Origin of the sequence: Streptomyces albiaxialis (assembly GCF_039530985.1) — a bacterium.
In the GTDB taxonomy this organism is placed as follows: domain Bacteria; phylum Actinomycetota; class Actinomycetes; order Streptomycetales; family Streptomycetaceae; genus Streptomyces; species Streptomyces albiaxialis.
The window spans coordinates 847,097-868,134 of record NZ_BAAAPE010000007.1 but is presented as its reverse complement, the minus strand read 5'-3'; the positions used below and the strand labels follow the sequence as shown (position 1 = coordinate 868,134).

Annotated in this window: 18 protein-coding genes; 12 read left to right on the top strand and 6 right to left on the bottom strand. The window is 72.1% G+C overall.

The annotated features are described in order from the left end of the window. Window positions 1-11 precede the first annotated feature (11 nt). Complete coding sequence (locus ABD343_RS14935) at window positions 12-2,108, top strand: hypothetical protein (RefSeq protein WP_344528061.1); 2,097 nt, start codon at window positions 12-14, stop codon at window positions 2,106-2,108. Then, window positions 2,098-3,507, top strand: a complete 1,410-nt coding sequence (locus ABD343_RS14930; RefSeq protein WP_344528059.1) for a hypothetical protein — start codon at window positions 2,098-2,100, stop codon at window positions 3,505-3,507. Before ABD343_RS14935 ends, ABD343_RS14930 begins: the two co-directional genes overlap by 11 nt. Before the next feature lie 16 nt (window positions 3,508-3,523). Here the strand turns inward: ABD343_RS14930 and ABD343_RS14925 are convergent, their stop codons facing one another. Continuing rightward, complete coding sequence (locus ABD343_RS14925) at window positions 3,524-4,714, bottom strand: THUMP-like domain-containing protein (protein WP_344528057.1); 1,191 nt, start codon at window positions 4,712-4,714, stop codon at window positions 3,524-3,526. A 326-nt stretch (window positions 4,715-5,040) separates the two neighbouring features. Between ABD343_RS14925 and groES the strand changes: the two genes are divergently transcribed. After that, window positions 5,041-5,349: a co-chaperone GroES gene (gene groES / locus ABD343_RS14920; protein ID WP_344528055.1), complete on the top strand. Its 309-nt coding sequence runs from the start codon at window positions 5,041-5,043 to the stop codon at window positions 5,347-5,349. A gap of 148 nt (window positions 5,350-5,497) precedes the next feature. Continuing rightward, entirely contained in the window at window positions 5,498-7,126 is a 1,629-nt protein-coding gene (gene groL, locus ABD343_RS14915) for a chaperonin GroEL (protein ID WP_344528053.1), read from the top strand. Window positions 7,127-7,205: 79 nt separating this feature from the next. On the opposite strand, the gene ABD343_RS14910 is transcribed toward groL, so the two are convergent. Beyond that, a complete protein-coding gene (locus ABD343_RS14910) occupies window positions 7,206-7,979 on the bottom strand; it encodes an SDR family NAD(P)-dependent oxidoreductase (protein ID WP_344528051.1) in 774 nt (257 codons plus the stop codon). Window positions 7,980-8,055: 76 nt separating this feature from the next. Between ABD343_RS14910 and ABD343_RS14905 the strand changes: the two genes are divergently transcribed. Continuing rightward, entirely contained in the window at window positions 8,056-9,015 is a 960-nt protein-coding gene (locus ABD343_RS14905) for a DUF4073 domain-containing protein (RefSeq protein WP_344528049.1), read from the top strand. Between the two features lie 17 nt (window positions 9,016-9,032). On the opposite strand, the gene ABD343_RS14900 is transcribed toward ABD343_RS14905, so the two are convergent. Continuing rightward, complete coding sequence (locus ABD343_RS14900; protein ID WP_344528047.1) at window positions 9,033-10,541, bottom strand: multicopper oxidase family protein; 1,509 nt, start codon at window positions 10,539-10,541, stop codon at window positions 9,033-9,035. 131 nt (window positions 10,542-10,672) lie between these two features. Then, window positions 10,673-11,350, bottom strand: coding sequence for an MOSC domain-containing protein (locus tag ABD343_RS14895; RefSeq protein WP_344528045.1), 678 nt, complete (start codon window positions 11,348-11,350; stop codon window positions 10,673-10,675). A gap of 79 nt (window positions 11,351-11,429) precedes the next feature. Here ABD343_RS14895 and ABD343_RS14890 point away from each other — a divergent pair, with 79 nt between their 5' ends. Further along, the gene (locus ABD343_RS14890; protein WP_344528043.1) at window positions 11,430-12,317 is read left to right on the top strand and encodes a LysR family transcriptional regulator; all 888 of its coding nucleotides are present in this window, start codon (window positions 11,430-11,432) and stop codon (window positions 12,315-12,317) included. Window positions 12,318-12,431: 114 nt separating this feature from the next. On the opposite strand, the gene ABD343_RS14885 is transcribed toward ABD343_RS14890, so the two are convergent. Next, a complete protein-coding gene (locus tag ABD343_RS14885) occupies window positions 12,432-12,746 on the bottom strand; it encodes a WhiB family transcriptional regulator (protein ID WP_344528041.1) in 315 nt (104 codons plus the stop codon). A gap of 399 nt (window positions 12,747-13,145) precedes the next feature. Between ABD343_RS14885 and ABD343_RS14880 the strand changes: the two genes are divergently transcribed. From ABD343_RS14880 to ABD343_RS14860, 5 genes are all read left to right on the top strand, one after another. Then, window positions 13,146-13,757 carry a response regulator transcription factor gene (locus ABD343_RS14880; protein WP_003948568.1) on the top strand — a complete coding sequence of 204 codons (612 nt, stop codon included), beginning with the start codon at window positions 13,146-13,148 and terminating at the stop codon, window positions 13,755-13,757. Window positions 13,758-14,009: 252 nt separating this feature from the next. Beyond that, entirely contained in the window at window positions 14,010-14,624 is a 615-nt protein-coding gene (locus ABD343_RS14875) for a sigma-70 family RNA polymerase sigma factor (RefSeq protein ID WP_344528039.1), read from the top strand. Window positions 14,625-14,733: 109 nt separating this feature from the next. Then, a complete protein-coding gene (guaB, locus tag ABD343_RS14870) occupies window positions 14,734-16,239 on the top strand; it encodes an IMP dehydrogenase (protein ID WP_344528038.1) in 1,506 nt (501 codons plus the stop codon). 54 nt (window positions 16,240-16,293) lie between these two features. Next, a complete protein-coding gene (locus ABD343_RS14865) occupies window positions 16,294-16,506 on the top strand; it encodes a hypothetical protein (RefSeq protein ID WP_344528037.1) in 213 nt (70 codons plus the stop codon). Window positions 16,507-16,542: 36 nt separating this feature from the next. Further along, window positions 16,543-17,652, top strand: coding sequence for a GuaB3 family IMP dehydrogenase-related protein (locus ABD343_RS14860; protein WP_344528035.1), 1,110 nt, complete (start codon window positions 16,543-16,545; stop codon window positions 17,650-17,652). A 19-nt stretch (window positions 17,653-17,671) separates the two neighbouring features. On the opposite strand, the gene ABD343_RS14855 is transcribed toward ABD343_RS14860, so the two are convergent. Beyond that, entirely contained in the window at window positions 17,672-18,934 is a 1,263-nt protein-coding gene (locus tag ABD343_RS14855; protein WP_344528033.1) for a nucleotide sugar dehydrogenase, read from the bottom strand. Between the two features lie 221 nt (window positions 18,935-19,155). On the opposite strand from ABD343_RS14855, the gene ABD343_RS14850 reads away from it, so the two are divergent. Beyond that, on the top strand, window positions 19,156-20,862 hold the full coding sequence (locus ABD343_RS14850; RefSeq protein WP_344528031.1) for a glycerol-3-phosphate dehydrogenase/oxidase: 1,707 nt from the start codon (window positions 19,156-19,158) through the stop codon (window positions 20,860-20,862). The last annotated feature ends 176 nt before the right edge of the window (window positions 20,863-21,038 follow it).

The window sequence follows — 21,038 nt, the reverse complement described above, 5'->3', positions numbered from 1 at the left end:
GGGGCCGGGACATGAGGCAGGTGCGGGCACGGCGGCGCGGGGCCGCGAGGGCGGCGGCCGTGGCGCTCGCCCCTCTCCTCGCGCTCCTCGGAACGGGGGCCGGTACAGGCATCGGTGCGGGTGTCGCGCACGCTGAGCCCCGGGCCGGGGCCGAGTCCGGGGCCACCAGTCAGGCGGCCCGTCTCGCGGAGCGCCTGCGCGAGAAGCCCGTGTACCTCTCCGACGCGCTCCCGCGCGCCGTCCCGCGCTCCGCCGCGCCCGCGTACACCGAGCAGGCCCGCCGGACCGGCGTCCCCACGTACGTCCTCGTCCTGCCCGAGGGCGCCATGGACGCGCGCGGCGACGGGCTCCTCGCGGCCGTCCACGACCGGCTCGGCAAGCGCGGCCTGTACGTGCTGCTCGACGGCTCGGGCAGCTCCGTGACGACCGCGGCGTACGGCGTGGAGGTGCCCGCCGAGGACGCGGGCCGGGCCACCCAGTTCGAACTGCCCTACGACGCGGGCCCGCTGGAGACGTTCACGCACTTCGTGGACGTCCTGCGCTCCGGCGACGCGACCGAGCGGGCGGAGGCCGCGCTCGACAGCAGCAGGACCGCCGGGAACGAGCCCGAGCCGCTGCACACCACCCGTACCGACCGCGAGAACCAGAGCATCCTCTCCGGCGCGCTGATCGCCGGGGTGCCGCTGCTGCTCCTCGGGGTCGGCTGGTACGTGCGCCGCTTGCGCGGCGGCCGGGGGCCGGGACTGCGCGTGCTCGTGCCCGTCGCGGCCGGAACGGCCGTCCTGCTCGCGGCCGGTGCCGCCTGGCGGTACGACGACACGCGCTCGGACAGCGACCCGCTGCCCACGGCGCGCGACATCGCGGCGCGGGGCGAGCGCGTGGCGGACGGACTGCGGCGCACGCCCCTCTACACCGACCCCGAGGCGGCGCCCGCGCTCTCCCCGGAGGAGCGCGAGGAGCTGGCCCGGCGCGCGGCGAAGCTCGATGTGCCGGTCCGGATCGCCGTCGTGCCCATGGATCCCGAGGACGAATCGGGCGGCGACGCGGACCTGTTCGCGCAGCGCCTGCACAAGGAGCTGGGCGAGGACGGCGTCTACGTCGTCGCGGCACCCGGCGAGAACGACGGCGTGCACGTCGTCAACTACGGCGCGAAGCTCGACGACGACCGTCTCTACGAGCAGACCGAGGACCTCCGGTACGGCCCCGGCGGCGAGGACCCCGAGCCCCTCCACCACCGGCTCGACACCGTGCTGCGCGCGATCGACCGCACGCCCGCCGGGCCGCCCGGCGAGCCGTACCTGCCACCGTCGCCCGCCCAGGACCCCGCCGAGGAGGGCGAGCTGGAGCCGCTCTTCTCCGCCGACATGGCGGGCGGCGCGGCCCTGGGCGCGGCGGGTGCGGCGGGCGGCCTCGGGCTGACGGCCGCGGGCCTCGGCATCGCGCGCCGTGCCGCGCGCGGCCCCGGCGCCCGCCCGGACGTGGCGGGCCCGGACGGCGCGCCCACGCCCGACGCGCCCGCACGCCCCTCGCTCGGCTGGCTGCGCCGGACGGCGCGGCGCGAACTGGAGGAGCTGGGCACCGCGTTCGGCGAGCGCGGCGACGCGCTGCCCGAGAGCGGCCGCACCCGGGTGTGGGACTGCCTGGACACGGCGACGCTCCTGCTCGACCAGGAGGGCGACAGCGTGATCGACACGGACGCCGACGCGGCCACCCTCGCCACCGGGGTCACGCTGCTGCGCGCCGGGAGCGCGATCCTGCGCGAATCCGGCGACGCGCGCCGGGCGGACGCGGGCCGGGCGGAGGCGCGCCGGATACGCCATCTGTGCGCCCTCAACCCGCTGCACGGCCCGTCCGCCGGGAACCAGACGTTCACCTGGCCCGTCGAGGGCGAGCGGGCCTCCTCGTACCCCGTGTGCGCGGCGTGCCGTGCGGCACTGCCGGGGCCGCGGGACGCGACGGCGCGCGACGGTGCCGCGCGCGCCACGGTGCTGCGCCTCGCCCCCTCCTGGGAGCCCTACGACCGGGCAGCGGGGCCCCTCGGCGCCCGCCGGGGCATCACGGTCGACCAGCTTGTCAGCCGAGTACGGGAGCAGTTGGGTGTCCACTGAGCCACGCGCCGCCCTCGGCGCCCTCCGCACGGCCCTCGTGGCCGTCCTCTCCGCCACGCTGCTCTGCCTCCTGCCCGCGGGGACGGCGCACGCGGAGCCCGCGCCGGGGCAGCGGATCGCCGACGCGCTCCGCCGCTCGCCGGTCTACGTCGACCCCGCGTACGAGCGGGCGCTGCCCCCGGCCCGGCAGCGCGCCCTCGTACGGCAGATCGAGAAGACGGGCATCCCGATCCGCGTCGTCATCGTCCCGCTCGTCAAGGGCGACGACTGGAACGGCGAATCGGCCAAGCTCGTCGACGTCGTCCGCGACCGGCTCGGCGAGAGCAGGCAGAAGGAGGCCGTCTACGTCACGCTCAGCGACACCGGCAGCCAGGGCCAGTACCTCGACGGCCACGAGTTCCCGCGCGACAAGCACGAGGCGATGTGGGCGGCTTCCACTGTCGGCCACATCGAGAAGCTGCGCGAGAAGGGCCTCGACGACCGGATCTCCCGCGCCGTCGAGATCATCGAGTCGGGCGACGGCCTGAAGCAGTACGAGCGCGCGACGGCCGATCTCAAGGACAGCTACGGCAAGGACAAGGGCGGCGACGGGGCCTCGGGAGACGACGAGGGCACGTCCCCGGCCTTCCTCCTCGTGCTCGTCCTCGGCCCGCTGCTCCTGCTGGCCGCGGGCCTGACGCTCTTCCTGGTCCGCCGCAGGCGCGGACGGAGCGCCGTCCGCACGCCGTTCGCCGCGCCCCGCACCGTGTTCGCGACCGCGCGCCGCACCAGCGAGAGCGACCTGCGGCGCCGCGCCCAGGAGGAGGTGGTCGCGCTCGGCGAGGAGGTCGGCGCCCACGAGCAGCACGAACAGGGCGACACCGCGCTCCTCCAGCTCGCCCTGGACGCGTACGCGGCGGCCGGTACGGTCCTCGACTCCGCCCGCGGCATCCCCGACCTCGCGGGCGTGCTCGCCCTCGTCCACGAGGGACGCGAGGCCCTCCGCGCGCTCGACGAGGGCCAGGACGCGAGCCAGGGCGGGAGTCGGAGCGGGAGCCAGGCCGGGAGCCAGGGCGGCGGTCGCAAGGGCAAGCGGAAGCGCGGCGGCGCCCGGCTGCCCGTCTGCTTCTTCGACCCCCTCCACGGCCGCGCCACGGGCTGGACCCGCTGGCGCCCCCTGGGCCACCGCGAGTCGCTGCGCATCGCCGCGTGCGAGGCGTGCGCCGGCGCCCTCCGGGCCCGCCGCGCCCCCGAGGCCCTGACGGACACCCACGAGGGCCGCACCGTCCCGTACTTCGAGGTGCCGCCCGCCCGCAGCCTCTGGTCCGCCACGGGCTACGGATCACTCGGCGACGAGCCCCTCGCCGCCCGCGTGGCCCGAGGCGAGTTCACGCGCGCGGCGGCGGAGGGCGAGGAGTAGCGAGAGCGGCGAGAGGTCAGAGAGGGGCGCCCAGGAGCATGGCCGGTGCTCCGGCGACGCGGGTGAGGAAGACCGTGCACGTTCCCTTGTCCCGCTTCGGCTCCAGCTTCAGCTTCCCGCGCAGCTCCTCCGGCTCGACGGCCGACCCCCGCTTCTTCACGGTGACGACGCCGATCCCGCGCTCGCGCAGCAGCGCCCGCAGCTTCTTGACGTTGAAGGGCAGCACATCGGTGATCTCGTACGCCGTGGCGTACGGCGTCCCGTGCGGCTCGTCCGCGGTGACGTAGGCGATCGTCGCGTCGATCAGCCGCCCGCCGACCTCCTCGGCGACGTCCGCGACCAGGTGCGCGCGGATCACGGCGCCGTCCGGCTCGTACAGGAAGCGCCCCACGGGCCCGGCCTCCGGGTCCGGCAGCCCTCGTCCGGTGAGGGTGTGCCCGCCGGGCAGCAGCGTGGCCCGTACGGCGCCCGGGGCCCCGTCGCCGAACCACAGCACGGCCTCCTTCACGTCGCCCCCGTCGGACACCCACTCGGCGCCCGCGTCCTCCGGCACGGCCTCGTGCGGGATCCCCGGCGCGACCTTCAGCGCGGCGAGCGGCGCCTTCCGCGCGAGCTCCACGGCCAGGCTGAGCGGCGGCGAGTACGCCTCGGGGTCGAACACCCGGCCCCTCCCGCCCCGCCGCGCGGGATCCACGAACACCGCGTCGTACCCGGCCGTGTCCACCTCGGCGACATCCGCGCACCGCACCTCGACCAGCCCGCCGAGCCCCAGAGCCTCGGCGTTCGCCCGGGCGACCGCGCAGGTCAGCGGGTCCTTGTCGACCGCCAGCACCCGCACCCCGGCGCGGGCGAGCGCGAGCGCGTCGCCCCCGTTCCCGCAGCACAGATCGACGGCCGTCCGCACGCCCAGCGCGGCGATACGCGCGGCCCGGTGCGCGGCGACGACCGTACGGGTCGACTGCTCGACCCCGTGCGCCGTGAAGTACATCCGCCCGGCGTCGTCCCCGAATTTCCCCACGGCCCGCTGCCGCAACCGCGCCTGCGCGAGCGCCGCCGACACGAGGTCCGCGTCATGCACACGCCGCAACCGCGTCGCCAAGGCCAACTCATCCCCGGGCCCGTACGCCCGCAACTCCTCCAGGAGCGCCTGCCCCTCGTCGTTGAGCAACCGCTCAAACGTCTCTGGATCCACCGGACCAGTAAACATGGGGCGGGGACCACTCAAGGGATGCGGGGAACTGCGCGCCCGGCCACGACGCGCCCGCGGCCTGCGATGCACGGCAAGGGGCAGCCCCTCATCAGAGGGCGGGAAGGCGCCGCGCCCCGAGGTCGGCTGATCGCCGGAGCGGCGAGCGTTTGGCACTCCGCTTGACCGAGTGCTAACCCAGGCATAATCTCAACCCTGGCACTCTCCCCAAGGGAGTGCCAGAAGTACGCGACGGGCAGATCCGGCACCCGCGACGACGGATCTACCAGGTCGCCACCCCAGACATATGACCCCGTGATGAGATCTCCGAAGGGGGAGGTCGGATCGTGACGACCGCCAGTTCCAAGGTTGCCATCAAGCCGCTTGAGGACCGCATTGTGGTCCAGCCGCTCGACGCTGAAGAGACCACGGCCTCGGGCCTGGTCATTCCGGACACCGCCAAGGAGAAGCCCCAGGAGGGCACCGTCCTGGCCGTGGGCCCGGGCCGCTTCGAGGACGGCAACCGCCTGCCGCTCGACGTAAAGGTCGGCGACATCGTGCTGTACAGCAAGTACGGCGGCACCGAGGTGAAGTACAACGGCGAGGAGTACCTCGTCCTCTCGGCCCGCGACGTCCTCGCGATCGTCGAGAAGTAATTCAGCAGACAGCAGAACCGCGGCGCGAGCCGTATGGACCTGCATCGAACCGCGCCCTGGTGCCCGCTCCCTCCCGCGAGGTAGCCGGGGCCAGGGCGCGGCTCGTGCGAGACGCGAACGAGACGTGTGAGAGGACAGAGCAGCTCCCATGGCGAAGATCCTGAAGTTCGACGAGGACGCCCGTCGCGCCCTTGAGCGCGGTGTCAACAGCCTCGCCGACACCGTGAAGGTGACCATCGGTCCGCGCGGCCGGAACGTCGTCATCGACAAGAAGTTCGGCGCCCCGACCATCACCAACGACGGCGTGACCATCGCCCGCGAGGTCGAGGTCGAGGACCCGTACGAGAACCTGGGCGCGCAGCTCCTCAAGGAGGTCGCGACCAAGACCAACGACATCGCCGGTGACGGCACCACCACCGCCACCGTGCTGGCGCAGGCGCTGGTCCGCGAGGGCCTGCGCAACGTCGCCGCGGGTGCCTCCCCGGCCGCCCTGAAGAAGGGCATCGACGCCGCCGTCAAGGCCGTCTCCGACGAGCTGGTCGACACGGCCCGGCCGATCGACTCCAAGGAGGACATCGCCTCCGTCGCCGCCCTGTCCGCACAGGACAAGCAGGTCGGCGAGCTGATCGCCGAGGCGATGGACAAGGTCGGCAAGGACGGTGTGATCACCGTCGAGGAGTCCCAGACCTTCGGTCTGGAGCTGGACTTCACCGAGGGCATGGCCTTCGACAAGGGCTACCTCTCGCCCTACTTCACCACCGACCAGGAGCGTATGGAGGCCGTCCTCGACGACCCGTACATCCTGATCCACCAGGGCAAGATCAGCTCCATCCAGGACCTGCTGCCGCTGCTGGAGAAGATCATGCAGGCCGGTGGCTCGAAGCCGCTGCTGATCATCGCCGAGGACGTCGAGGGCGAGGCCCTCTCCACCCTCGTCGTCAACAAGATCCGCGGCACCTTCAACGCCGTCGCCGTCAAGGCGCCCGGCTTCGGTGACCGCCGCAAGGCGATGCTCGGCGACATGGCGACCCTCACCGGCGCCACCGTGATCGCCGAGGAGGTCGGCCTCAAGCTCGACCAGGCCGGTCTCGACGTGCTGGGCTCGGCCCGCCGCGTCACCGTCACCAAGGACGACACCACGATCGTCGACGGCGCCGGCACGTCCGAGGACGTCCAGGGCCGCGTCGCCCAGATCAAGGGCGAGATCGAGGCCACGGACTCCGACTGGGACCGCGAGAAGCTCCAGGAGCGCCTCGCGAAGCTCGCGGGCGGCGTCTGCGTCATCCGCGTCGGCGCGGCCACCGAGGTCGAGCTGAAGGAGAAGAAGCACCGCCTGGAGGACGCGATCTCCGCGACCCGCGCGGCCGTCGAGGAGGGCATCGTCTCCGGCGGTGGCTCGGCGCTCGTGCACGCGGTGAAGGTCCTCGACGGCAACCTGGGCAAGGAGGGCGACGAGGCCACCGGTGTCGCCGTCGTCCGCCGCGCCGCCGTCGAGCCGCTGCGCTGGATCGCCGAGAACGCGGGCCTGGAGGGTTACGTCATCACCTCCAAGGTCGCCGAGCAGGACAAGGGCCAGGGCTTCAACGCCGCCACGGGCGAGTACGGCGACCTGGTCAAGCAGGGCGTCATCGACCCGGTCAAGGTCACCCGCTCCGCGCTGGAGAACGCCGCCTCGATCGCCTCGCTGCTCCTCACGACCGAGACCCTGGTCGTCGAGAAGCCGGCCGAGGAGGACGAGTCGGCCGCCGGTGGCCACGGCCACGGCCACGCGCACTGACGCGTACCGACGCGCCATGTAGTGCCCGAAGGGGCGCGGGGGATCTCCCCGCGCCCCTTCAGCCGTCCTCAGAGGGACGTCACTTGGGCCCGTACTTCCGCCCCGTGGTCGACGACGCCTTGGACAGCAGGGCCCGCGGCACCAGCCGTGAGGCGCCCAGCAGCGCCTTGTAGCGGGGGTCGGGCACCGACAGCGGCTTGCCCCGCGCGAGATCCCGCAGCCCCGTGTCCACGACGCGGTCCGCGTCGAGCCACATCCACCCGGGGATGTCCCCGGTGTCCATCCCGGCCCGCTCGTGGAACTCCGTCCGTACGAACCCGGGGCACAGCGCCATCAGCCGCACGCCCGAACCGGTGAGGTCCTTCGCGGCGCCCTGCGTGAACTGGACGACCCACGCCTTGGACGCGCCGTACGTCCCCCGCGGCACGAAGGCGGCCATCGAGGCGACGTTCACGACACCCCCCTTACGGCGGTCCCGCATCACCGGAACGGCGGCAGCGGTCAGACGCAGCACGGCCTCGCAGTGCACCTTCAGCATGGTCAGCTCGTCCGCCATCGGGACGTCGAGGAAGCGGCCCTTGTTGCCGAAACCGGCGTTGTTGACCAGGAGATCGACCGGGTGCTCGCGGTCGCCGAGCCGCTCCTCCACGGCGGTGAGACCCTCGTCCGTCGAGAGGTCGGCGGGCAGCACGGACGCCTCGACGCCGTGCCGGTCGTGCAGTTCGGTCGCGTACTCGCGCAGCCTCTCGCCGTTGCGCGCGACGAGGACCAGGTTGTGTCCGTCGCGGGCGAGCCGCCGGGCGAAGGCCGCCCCGATACCGGCCGTCGCTCCCGTAATCAGTGCTGTCGTCATGGCGGAACGCTAACGTCCAAGCGCCGGACACCAGGAGTCCAAAGACGCGCAACCGCCCAGTGGTTACCTTCCGCCCGTGACTCCCCCCACACGGAGAAAGATCCTGACAGCGGGCGGTCTCGGCCTTCTGACCATCCCGCTCGGCGGCCTCGCGGCCCAGCAGGCGTACGGCGCCCGGCCGCGCCGCGCGGCCGCCGTCTCCCTCGACGTGATCAGCGACATCCAGGGCGGCCTGGACGACCTCGGGGACGCCCTCGACGACCTGAAGGCGCTCGGCGACTCCGAGGCCCTCGTCATCGCGGGCGACCTCGTCGCGCAGGGCACCGTCGAACAGTACGAGGAGCTGTACGCCGAGCTCGCCGAGCACCCGCACCCGGACCGCGTGCTGGCGGCGCTCGGCAACCACGAGCAGTACAACTCCGACCCGTTCGACACCCAGGTCAAGCGCTTCCTGGAGTACACGGGCATGCCCGACGTCCACAGCGAGACGGCCGCCGGGGATCTCCCGCTGCTCTTCATCGGCACGACGGCGCCCGCCGTGAACGGCACCAGCCCGCCCTTCGTCACCCTCGGGAAGACCCAGCTCGAATGGCTCGACGGCGCCCTGAAGAAGCACGCGGACGCGCCGTACGTTCTGATCTTCAGCCACCACGTCCTGCCGGGCACGGTCTCCGGCACGACGGGCGAGGACGCGGCGCGCTTCTACGACAAGGACTTCGTGGACGAGGACGAGCTGCTGACCATCCTGGGCGCCCACTCCAACGTGGTCTTCTTCTCCGGCCACACCCACTGGGACCTCAACCGGCAGGACTGGGCGGCCAGGAAGGTCGTGGACGGCGGCGATCCCGACGGCTTCCACGTCGTCAACACCGGCATGATCGAGACGATGTACGGCCCCGACGGCAAGGGCGGCGAGAAGGCCCTGGACCCGGCGGCCTCCCAGGGCCTCCGGGTCCTGCTGGGCGACGACGGGAAGCTCACGGTCGAGTCCCGCGACTTCCGCAGGAACGAGACGATCCGCACGCTGGAGCTGTAGCGGGCACGGGACGCCGCTCAGTGGTGGTGCGTGTGCCCGCCGCCCGCGCCGGGCACGCGCGCCGCCTTCTCGCCGGGCTCGACGACCGTGAACTGGCCCATCATGCCGAGATCCTCGTGGTAGAGCAGATGGCAGTGGAACATGTACGGCGTCTTCGGATCGGACGGTCCCTCGAAGCGCATCGCGAGCTTCGCCGTCGAGCCCGCCGGGATGAAGACCGTGTCCTTCGGCCCGCGCAGCGTCCCCGTCGGCCGCTTCCCGTCGATCTCCAGGACCCTGAACTGCACGTCGTGCACATGGAAGTTGTGCGGCATGTCCTCGTTCTTCACAGTCCACACCTCCTCCGTGCCGCGCGTCACGGTCGCGTCGACGCGCTTCATGTCCATCGCCTTGCCGTTGATCTGGCCCATCCGCAGCGTGAACCTCCGCTTCCGCGCCGGGTTCTCGCCCTTCGGCACCTCCAGCTCGCCCAGCTCGCCCGGGACGGGCGGCGAGGAGCGCAGCGTGCGGGCCGCCCGGAGCTGGAGCACGTCGAAGGAGTCGTCGTCCCCGCTGAACCGCCGCTGGAAGGAGTCGCCCCCGACGGCCCCGGAGTAGCCGCGCAGCACCGTCCGCTCGCCGGGCCGCATCCGGACCACGATCTCCGCGCGCTCGCCGGGGGAGAGCTTCACCCGGTTCATCCGGTCGGGCCGCTCCAGCAGCCCGCCGTCCGTGCCCACGAGCGTGAAGTCGCGGTCGTCGTCGAAGCCGAAGTGGTACGAGCGCGCGGTCGAGGCGTTCAGCAGCCGCAGCCGTACCCGCTCGTCCTTCACCGTCCGGTGCGGCGAGAGCGTGCCGTTGACCATGGTGCGGTCGCCGAGGAAGCCGACGTTCCGCATCATCGCGTGCCCGTGGTCGAAGCGGTCCCCGTCGAACTTCACGTCCTGCACGATCAGGGGCAGGTCGTCCACCCCGTACCGCTTCGGCAGCGCGAGCTTCCGCGTTTTCTCGTCGTCGAGGAGGAACATCCCGGCCAGCCCGCGCTGGACGTGCTTCTCCGTCTTTCCGTGCGGATGCGGGTGGTACCAGAGGGTGGAGGCGGGCTGGTCGACCTTCCAGTGCGGGGTCCAGGTGGCGCCCGCGCGTACCGGCTGGTGCGGGCCGCCGTCCATCCGGGCCGGGAGGTGCATGCCGTGCCAGTGCACGCTGGACGTCTCGTCCAGCCCGTTGCGCACCCGGACCCTGACCTTCTCGCCGCGCTCGGCGCGCAGGGTGGGGCCGAGATACGACTGGTTGAACCCCCAGGTGGGCGTCGGGCGGCCCGCGCGGAACTCCTTCGTGCCCTTCCGCATCCGCAGGTCGAAGACGCGCGTGCCGTCCTCGGCCACGCGCGACTTCGCCAGCGGCGGGATCGCCAGCTCGTTGGCGAAGTCCTCCTCGCCGACGGTGCTGATCTCGGCGTCGTTCCACAGCCACAGGAATCCGCCGCCGAGGAGCAGGGCCGCCACGCCGACGAGCGAGCCGAGCACGATGAGTATCCGCTTCATGCCGCTCAGCGTCACGGAGCGTAGGGGCCGCGGGATATCGGGAGAGCCCCTGACCCGCCCCCGAACACGGTCCGCCGCGCCCTTCGGGGAGAACCCCGGGGAGACCCTGGGGCCGACGGAGAACGACCAGGTCAGGCCGTGCGCGAGGTCCGCTTCAGCGCCTTCTCGCGGGCCTCCGGGTCCAGCGCGTCACCCGCGGCGAGGATCTCCGGCAGCAGCTCGGGCCTGAGCGTCACGGCACGGAACACCGTCTCCACGGTGACCCCGTGGTCCGGCCGGTGGACGATCTCCACGGGATCGCCCGCGCGCACCTCGCCCGGCTCGATCACCCGCAGATACGCGCCCGACAGCGCCCGCGCCGTGAACCGCTTGATCCAGCCGCGCTCCTCCAGCCAGCCCGCGAACGTACGGCAGGGGATCCGGATCGAGCAGACCTCCAGCAGCGGGCCCGTGTCCGCCGCGCCGACCCGCCAGCGCTCGCCGATCAGCGCGCCGTTCACGTCCACGCCCGAGGTCGTCAGGTTCTCCCCGAAGACCCCGTTGCGCAGCGGGCGGCCCTCCAGCTCGGCCTCCCACGTGTCGAGGTCCTCGCGCGCGTACGCGTAGACCGCCTGCTCGTTCCCGCCGTGGGAGCGCAGCTCGACGATCGTGTCGCCCGCCAGCCCGCTACCGCCGGTGCCCCGGGGCCCGGGGGCCGCGACGGCCACGGGGCCCTCGACGGGCCGTTTGTCGATGCCGGTCAGATGTCCCTCCGCGGAGGTGTGGTCCGAGTGACGGGGGCTTCCGAGGTTCACCGAGAGCAGCTTCATCCCCCGAGGCTAGGACGCCGTCCTCAAAGTCGCGAACGAGTATTTCCGGCCTTCCCCAAGCCCGGCTTATGCTTCAAGCATGATCGAGGCCCGCCACCTCCGCGTGCTCCGCGCGGTCGCCGCCACCGGCTCCTTCTCCGCCGCCGCGCGCGAGCTGGGCTGCACCCAGCCCGCCGTCAGCCAGCAGATGAAGGCCCTGGAGTCCTCGGCGGGCACCCCGCTCCTCGTCCGTACGGGCCGCGAGATGCGGCTGACCGAGGCGGGCGAGGCGCTGGCACGGCACGCGGCCGGGATCCTCGCGGGCCTGACGGCGGCCGAGGAGGAGGTCGCCGCGCTGGCCGGACTGCGCGCGGGACGGGTCCGCCTGGTCTCGTTCCCCAGCGGCAGCTCGACGCTGGTGCCGACGGCCGTCGCCGCGATGCGCGCCGACCACCCGGGCACCCGCGTCTCTCTGGTCGAGGCCGAGCCCCCGCGCTCCGTGGACATGCTGCGCGCCGGTGACTGCGAGATCGCCCTCGCGTTCCGCTACGAGCCCTCGCCCGAGTGGGACGACCTGGTCGTACGCCCGCTGCTCACCGACCGTCTGGTGGGCCTGGTCCCCGAGGACCACCCCTTCGCGGACTCCGCCGAGATCGGCATCGGGACCCTCGCCGGGGAGCCCTGGATCGCGGGCTGCCCGCGCTGCCGCCGCCACCTCGTGGACGTCTGCGAGGCCGAGGGCTTCACCCCGCGCATCGACTTCGCCACCGACGACTACCCGGCGGTGGCCGGCCTGGTCGGCGCGGGCCTGGGCGTGGCCGTCCTGCCGGAGCTGGCGGTGGAGTCCGTACGGCACAAGGGAGCCCGCGCGGTCCGGCTGGCGCCGGAGGTGCGCCGCGAGGTCGTCGCGCTGACCCTGCCCGACCTGGAGCCCGTCCCGGCCGTCGCGGCGATGCTGGACCGCCTGGAGGCGGCGGGCCGCCGCTAGGCGTTTCCGATGGGCCATGGTCGCCCCCTGCCCAGTCCTGAGACGGGGGACGACCATGAACCGCCGGGAACGCCCAGGGTCCCGGCGGCGCCCCGTCGTGAAAAAACGTTTCTGCTAACCCTCGGAGCTGCTCGGCGTGGCCACGAGACGGTTCCGGGCGCGCCCGAGCAGTTCCTCGCGCTCGTCCTCCGTCAGGCCGCCCCACACCCCGTAGGGCTCGCGGACCTGGAGCGCGTGCGCCGCGCACTCGGCGCGTACGGGACAGCGCATGCACACCTCCTTCGCGGACGCCTCGCGCGCGCTGCGGGCCGCTCCGCGCTCCCCCTCGGGGTGGAAGAAGAGGGAGCTGTCGACGCCACGGCAGGCGGCGAGAAGCTGCCAGTCCCAGAGGTCGGCGTTCGGGCCCGGAAGGCGGGAGAAGTCTGCCATTGCGTATCCCCTCGGAGGCTACAGAGGCTCACGAGCCACTCATGCGTAAATATGACTCTTTGCGAATCTAGCGAGTGATCCAGAAAAACGGAAGGAATGGATCCAAATAGGGCACTTCGGGGCGGATGGTGGCGGCGCGGATCCGGGTGCGCGATGGTGCTGATCTGTGCACGCTCCCTCACGTAGAGTGCTGAAGGCGACGGCGGGAAGCCGTAACTCTTTCGGGTGACCGTCGTTGAGAGGGCGAAAGCGGTTGACGGGAAATCGGTCCGGGCACTGGTGTCCGAGGCTGTCAATCGCACAGGTGACGATTGAGAAAGCAGCCTGGAGGCTCAAGGTGATGCGCATCTGCCCCCCTCGGCCCTGTGGCCGGGGCGGTACCCCCACCGGAGGGCGGTCATGACTTCCGTCCTCGTATGCGACGACTCCCCGCTTGCCCGAGAAGCGCTGCGCCGCGCGGTCGCGACCGTGCCCGGTGTCGAGCGTGTGACGACGGCGGCCAACGGCGAGGAAGTCCTCCGCCGCTGGGGCGCCGACCGCTCCGACCTCATCCTGATGGACGTCCGGATGCCCGGCCTGGGCGGAGTGGAGACCGTGCGGCGGCTGCTCTCCGCCGACCCCGGCGCGCGCATCATCATGCTGACCGTGGCGGAGGATCTCGACGGGGTCGCGCTCGCCGTGGCCGCGGGCGCCCGGGGCTATCTGCACAAGGACGCCTCGCGCGCCGAGCTGCGCGCGACCGTCACGCAGGCCCTCGCGGACCCCACGTGGCGGCTCGCCCCCCGGCGGCTGCGGTCCGCCGAGATGGGCGCGGCACCCACGCTCACGGCGCGTGAGATCCAGGTGCTCGAAGGCATGAGCCACGGCCGGTCCAACGCGGAGATCGGGCGCGAGCTCTTCCTCTCCGAGGACACGGTCAAGACGCACGCACGGCGTCTTTTCAAGAAACTCGGCGCCTCGGACCGCGCGCACGCGGTGGCGCTCGGATTCCGCTGGGGCCTCGTCCGCTGACGCTCCCAGCCGGCGCAGAGCCGCCCGTCCGCACCGGCGCAGACGGTCTCGTAGACGGGCGGCGCGCTACGGCCCGGCACAGTAATCTCGCGCGTGCCGCATGCTTGGAGTATGGAGTTCCTCGGGGACCGGTCGGTCAGGCGTGAGGGGAGGGCGCGGGACATGAGGGCCAGTGCGCCTGCTCATAACGCTTCGGCTCACATCTATGAGCGCGGAGCCACGGACCGCGCGGCGTCGGTGCACCATGGACCGATGCGCGATGACGAGAACGGGCCATCCCCCAAGGCCGTTTCCGGCCATGGGGACGTGGCCGAGGAGGTCAGCTCCCTCGTCCAGCGCGCAGTTGAGGGCGATGAGCAGGCCACGCACGATCTTCTGGCGCGCGTCCATCCGCTCGCTCTGCGCTACTGCCGCACGCGGCTGACCCGACTTCCCGGTGACGCGCGCCACTTCGTCGACGACCTCGCGCAGGAGGTCTGCATCGCGGTGCTGTGCGCCCTGCCGCGCTACCGCGACACGGGCAAGCCCTTCGAGGCCTTCGTCGTGGCCATCGCCCAGCACAAGGTCGCCGACCTCCAGCGCGCCGCGATGCGCTCGGGCAGCACGGCCGTGCCCTCCGACGAGATGCCGGAGCAGCCGGACGATTCGCTGGGGCCCGAGGAGCGCGCGCTGCTGAGCAGCGACGCGGCGTGGGCGAAGGAGCTCCTCGCGAACCTGCCCGAGCACCAGCGCGAGCTGGTGCTGCTGCGGGTCGCCGTGGGGCTCACGGCGGAGGAGACGGGCCAGATGCTGGGAATGTCACCGGGTGCGGTGCGTGTTGCCCAGCACAGGGCGCTGAGCAGGCTCCGCGCGCTGGCCGAGCAGTGACCGGAGACGTGTTCCGAGGCGGTTCCCGGGGTTTTCCACAGGGGCCCGCGCACCCTCTCGGGCCCGTTAGCATGGACGTCCGCGCCGGGGCAAGCATGGGAAAGGTGTCATGACAGAGAACGTCGACGGAGTGCCCGCCAAATTCGCCGCTCTGGGGCTGACGTACGACGACGTGCTGCTGCTGCCAGGCGAGTCGGACATGGCCCCCCAGGACATCGACACGGCCTCCCATGTCTCCCGGAACGTCCGGGTGAACGTGCCGCTGCTGTCCGCCGCCATGGACAAGGTCACCGAGGCCCGCATGGCCATCGCGATGGCCCGCCAGGGCGGCGTCGGCGTCCTGCACCGGAATCTCTCGATAGAGGACCAGGCCGCGCAGGTCGACCGCGTCAAGCGCTCGGAGTCCGGCATGGTCGCGGACCCGATCACCATCCGCCCGGACGCCACGCTGGAGGAGGCGGACACGCTCTGCGGCCGCTTCCGCATCAGCGGCGTCCCGGTCACCGACGCCGCGGGCAAGCTGCTCGGCATCGTCACCAACCGCGACATGGCCTTCGAGCTGGACCGCAGCCGCCAGGTGCGGGACGTCATGACGCCGATGCCGCTGGTCACCGGCCAGGTCGGCATCTCGCGCGACGAGGCCATGGAGCTGCTCCGCCGCCACAAGATCGAGAAGCTCCCCCTGGTCGATGCGGGCGGCACCCTCAAGGGCCTCATCACCGTCAAGGACTTCGTCAAGGCCGAGCAGTATCCGCTGGCCGCCAAGGACGACGAGGGCCGCCTCATCGTCGGCGCCGCGGTAGGCGTCGCGGGCGATGCTTACGACAGGGCGCAGGCCCTCATCGAGTCCGGCGTCGACTTCGTCGTGGTCGACACCGCGCACGGCCACTCGCGTCTGGTCGGCGACATGGTCGCCAAGATCAAGTCGAACCACCCGGGGGTCGACGTCGTCGGGGGCAACATCGCCACCCGCGAGGGCGCCCAGGCCCTGATCGACTCGGGCGTCGACGGGATCAAGGTCGGCGTCGGCCCCGGCTCGATCTGCACCACCCGCGTCGTCGCGGGCATCGGCGTCCCCCAGGTCACCGCGATCTACGAGGCGTCGCTCGCCGCCAAGGCCGCCGGCATCCCGGTCATCGGCGACGGCGGCCTGCAGTACAGCGGCGACATCGCCAAGGCCCTCGTCGCCGGCGCCGACACCGTGATGCTCGGCAGCCTGCTGGCGGGCTGCGAGGAGTCGCCGGGCGAGCTGCTGTTCATCAACGGCAAGCAGTTCAAGTCGTACCGCGGCATGGGCTCCCTGGGCGCCATGCAGACCCGCGGCGACGCCAAGTCGTACTCGAAGGACCGTTATTTCCAGGAGGGCGTCAGCGGCGACGACAAGCTGATCCCCGAGGGCGTCGAGGGCCAGGTCGCCTACCGCGGCCCGCTCGGCGCCGTGGTGCACCAGCTCGTCGGCGGCCTGAAGCAGTCGATGTTCTACGTCGGCGGGCGCACCGTTCCCGAGATGAAGGAGAACGGCCACTTCGTCCGGATCACCGCGGCCGGCCTCAAGGAGAGCCACCCGCACGACATCCAGATGACGACGGAGGCGCCGAACTATGCCCGCCGGTAGCCCCTGATGTACCGGGTCGCGTACACCATAGAGGCGCGGGAGACCGTCGACTCCATGGTCTCCGAGCGTCGTGAGATGCTGGAGCGTGGTCTGGCCAAGCTGGCCACCGACCCGTATCACAAGGCATCGGCGCCGGTGGGAACGCATGAGGACGACCGGAAGGCACAGGCCGCTCCGGGCATCCTCGTCGAGTACCTGATCGGGCATGGCCTGATGGTCATCGCCGTGGTCACGGTCTTCGACGAGGATCTCTATCTCGCCGACTGAGCGGCCCGCCGACTGAGCAGCGAGGGAACGACAAACGTGACTGAGATCGAGATCGGGCGCGGCAAGCGCGGCCGCCGGGCGTACGCCTTCGACGACATCGCCGTGGTGCCCAGCAGGCGCACCCGCGACCCGAAGGAGGTCTCGATCGCGTGGCAGATCGATGCCTACCGCTTCGAGTTGCCGTTCCTCGCCGCCCCGATGGACTCGGTCGTCTCGCCGCGCACCGCGATCCGCATCGGTGAGCTCGGCGGCCTCGGCGTCCTCAACCTGGAGGGCCTCTGGACGCGGTACGAGGACCCGGAGCCGCTCCTCCAGGAGATCGGCGAGCTGGACGAGGCGACGGCGAACCGCCGCATGCAGGAGCTGTACGCCGAGCCGATCAAGGAAGAGCTGATCGGCCGCCGCATCAAGGAGGTCCGTGACTCGGGCGTCGTCACGGCCGCCGCGCTCTCGCCGCAGCGCACCGCGGAGTTCTCCAAGGCCGTCGTGGACGCGGGCGTCGACCTCTTCGTGATCCGCGGCACCACCGTCTCGGCCGAGCACGTCTCGGGCGCCGCCGAGCCGCTGAACCTGAAGCAGTTCATCTACGAGCTGGATGTCCCGGTCATCGTCGGCGGCTGCGCGACGTACACGGCGGCGCTGCACCTGATGCGCACCGGCGCCGCGGGCGTCCTCGTCGGCTTCGGCGGCGGCGCCGCGCACACCACGCGGAACGTGCTGGGTATCCAGGTCCCCATGGCCACTGCGGTCGCGGACGTCGCCGCGGCCCGCAGGGACTACATGGACGAGTCCGGCGGCCGGTACGTGCACGTGATCGCCGACGGCGGCGTCGGCTGGTCCGGCGACCTGCCGAAGGCCGTGGCCTGCGGTGCCGACGCCGTGATGGTGGGCTCGCCGCTCGCGCGTGCCACGGACGCGCCCGGCCGCGGGCACCACTGGGGCATGGAGGCCGTCCACGAGGAGCTGCCGCGCGGCCGCCGCGTGGACCTGGGCGCCGTCGGCACCCTGGAGGAGGTTCTGCTCGGCCCCTCGCACACCCCCGACGGCTCGATGAACTTCTTCGGGGCGCTGCGCCGTGCGATGGCCACCACGGGATACAGCGAGCTGAAGGAGTTCCAGCGCGTCGAGGTCACGGTCGCGCGCTGACCTGATCCGCGGGACACCCCTAGAGCCGGTGGGCCGCGCCCGTCGGGCTCGCTCCCCTCGTGTCGAGGAGGAGCTGCGCCTTGGCGGCCAGGCCCTGGAGGTCGTAGGTGCGGTGGTTCTGGAGGAGCAGGGTGAGGTCGGCGGCGGCCGCCGCCTCGTAGAGCGAGTCGGCGCGCGGCACGGGCTGTCCGGCCACGCGCCACTCGGAGACGTACGGGTCGTGGTAGCTGAGCTGCGCGCCCAGGTCCTTGAGCCGTGTCGCCACCTCGCGCGCCGGTGCGCCCTCCTGATGCGCGAGGTCGGGTTTGTAGGTGACGCCCAGCAGGAGCACGCGCGCGCCGCGCGCCGACTTGCCGTGCTCGTTGAGCAGGGCGGCGGCGCGCTGCGCGACGTAGCGCGGCATGCGTCCGTTGACCTCCTGCGCGAGTTCGACCATCCGCAGCGGGTACCCGAGTGAACGGCTGCGGTACGAGAGGTAGTTGGGGTCGATCGGGACGCCCGGGCCGCCGACGCCGGGACCCGGGCGGAACGAGTGGAAGCCGAAGGGCTTGGACTCGGCGCAGCGGATGACGTCCCACAGGTCGATGTCCAGGTCGTGGCAGAAAACGGCCATCTCGTTCATGAGCGCGATGTTGATCTGGCGGTAGTTGGTCTCCAGCAGCTTGCTGGTCTCCGCCTCGCGCGGGCCGCGGGCGCGGACGACCTTGTCGGTGAGCCGTCCGTAGAAGGCCGCGGCCGCCTCGGTGCAGGCGGGGGTCAGTCCGCCGATCACCTTCGGGATGGTGGCGTAGCCGTGGCTGCGGTTGCCGGGGTCGATGCGCGAGGGCGCGTAGGCGAGGTGGAAGTCGCGGCCGGCGCGCAGCCCGGAGCCCGCCTCCAGCAGCGGGCGGACCAGGTCCTCGGTGCTGCCGGGGTAGACGTCCGACTCGACGAGGACCGTGGTGCGCGGGCGCAGATGCGCGGCCAGGGTCTGCGCGGCCGTACGGACGGGCGTGAGGTCCAGCGCCCGGTCGGGCCCGAGGGCCGTGGGGGCGCAGATCACGGCCGTACGGACGCGTCCGAGGACGGCGGGGTCGTCGGTGGCGCGGAAGCCCCGGGAGAGCATGCGGCGGATCTCGGCGGCCGTCAGCGCGGTGTCACCCGGTGGGCGGCCCGCGGCGAGGTCGGCGAGGGTGGCCGTGTCGGGGTCGTACCCGATGGTGCCGATCCCGGCCGCCGTGGCGGCCTGGGCCAGCGGAAGACCCGAACGGGCGAGTCCGAGGACGGCGAGATCTACGGGCATGACGGCGGACATCCCTTCCCCTGCTGTCCCGGGGCTGCTCCCGGGAGCCGCGGTGAGTGGCGGGCAGCTCCAATTCAGGTTAAGGGCCTATATGACAGATATGCCGGATTACGCGCTTGGCAGCGCCGGCGTCCGGCCAAACTCAGGGAAATGGGGGACCATCGGGAGGGGGACACGGGGGCGGTGTCACGCAACCGACACGAGCACCACGGGAGGCAGCAGTGAGGACAGCGACACTGGGACCTGACCAGCGTGCCGAGGCGCTGGCGAAGATGGCCGAGGGTGAGCTCGACATCCTGGTCGTCGGCGGCGGCGTGGTGGGCGCGGGAACCGCGCTGGACGCCGCGACACGCGGTCTCGCCACCGGAATCGTCGAGGCGAGGGACTGGGCCTCGGGCACGTCGAGCCGCTCCAGCAAGCTGATCCACGGCGGACTGCGCTATCTGGAGATGCTGGACTTCGCGCTCGTCCGCGAGGCGCTCAAGGAGCGCGGGCTGCTGTTGGAGCGCATCGCCCCGCACCTGGTGAAGCCGGTCCCGTTCCTCTACCCGCTCCAGCACAAGGGATGGGAACGGCTGTACGCGGGCACGGGTGTCGCGATGTACGACGCCATGTCGTTCTCCTCCGGGCACGGCCGGGGCCTCCCCGCGCACCGGCACCTCACCCGCCGTCACGCCCTGCGCGTCGCCCCGGCGTTGCGGAAGGACGCCCTGGTCGGCGCCCTCCAGTACTACGACGCGCAGATGGACGACGCGCGGTACGTCGCCACGCTGGTGCGCACCGCCGCCGAGTACGGGACGCTCGCCGCGAACCGCGCCCGGGTCGTCGGCTTCCTGCGGGAGGGCGAGCGGGTCGTCGGCGCGCGGGTGCAGGACCTGGAGCAGGGCGGCGAGTTCGAGGTCCGCGCCCGCCAGGTCGTCAACGCGACGGGCGTGTGGACGGACGACACCCAGGGGCTGATCGCCGAGCGCGGCCAGTTCCACGTACGGGCCTCCAAGGGCATCCACCTGGTCGTCCCCAAGGACCGCATCAACTCCTCGACGGGGCTGATCCTGCGCACCGAGAAGAGCGTGCTCTTCGTCATCCCGTGGGGGCGGCACTGGATCGTGGGGACGACGGACACCGACTGGGACCTGGACAAGGCGCACCCGGCGGCGTCGAGTGCGGACATCGACTACCTGCTCGACCACGTGAACTCGGTGCTCGCCGTGCCGCTCACGCGCGACGACGTCGAGGGTGTCTACGCGGGCCTGCGGCCGCTGCTGGCGGGCGAGTCGGACGCGACGAGCAAGCTCTCGCGCGAGCACACCGTCGCGCATCCGGTGCCCGGCCTGGTCGTCATCGCGGGCGGCAAGTACACGACGTACCGGGTGATGGCCAAGGACGCGGTGGACGAGGCCGTGCACGGCCTGGACCACCGGGTCGCCGACTGCGTCACGGAGGAAGTCCGGCTGTCCGGCGCGGAGGGATACCACGCGCTGTGGAACGGCCGCGCCAGGATCGCGCAGAAAACAGGGCTCCATGTCGCTCGCGTTGAGCATCTGCTCAACCGCTATGGATCGATGATCGACGAGGTGCTCGCACTGATCGCCGACGACTCCAAGCTGGGCGACCCGCTCCCCGCGGCCGACGACTATCTGAAGGCCGAGATCGTCTACGCCTGTACGCACGAGGGCGCACGCCATCTGGACGATGTGCTGACGCGCCGTACCCGTATCTCCATCGAGACGTTCGACAGGGGCACGTTGAGCGCGCGGGAGTGCGCGGAGCTGATGGCGCCGGTGCTCGGCTGGGACATGGACCAGATCGACCGGGAGGTCGCGCACTACGAGAAGCGGGTCGAGGCCGAGCGCGAGTCGCAGCTCCAGCCCGACGACCAGACCGCGGACGCGGCACGGCTGGGGGCGCCCGACATCGTGCCGCTCTGAGGTATTTCCCCTGTCACTTCGGTTCCTTGAGTACCCCGTTGGGCTGGTCGTCCCGTAAGTCCCCTTGGCCGTGTGAAGCCCGAAGAGAAGTGGTAGTGCCGTGGTGTAACTGTGCCGCCCCCGTACACGTCTTGTCAGGAGGATGGTTCACAATGAAGGCTCTGCCGGGGGCGGTC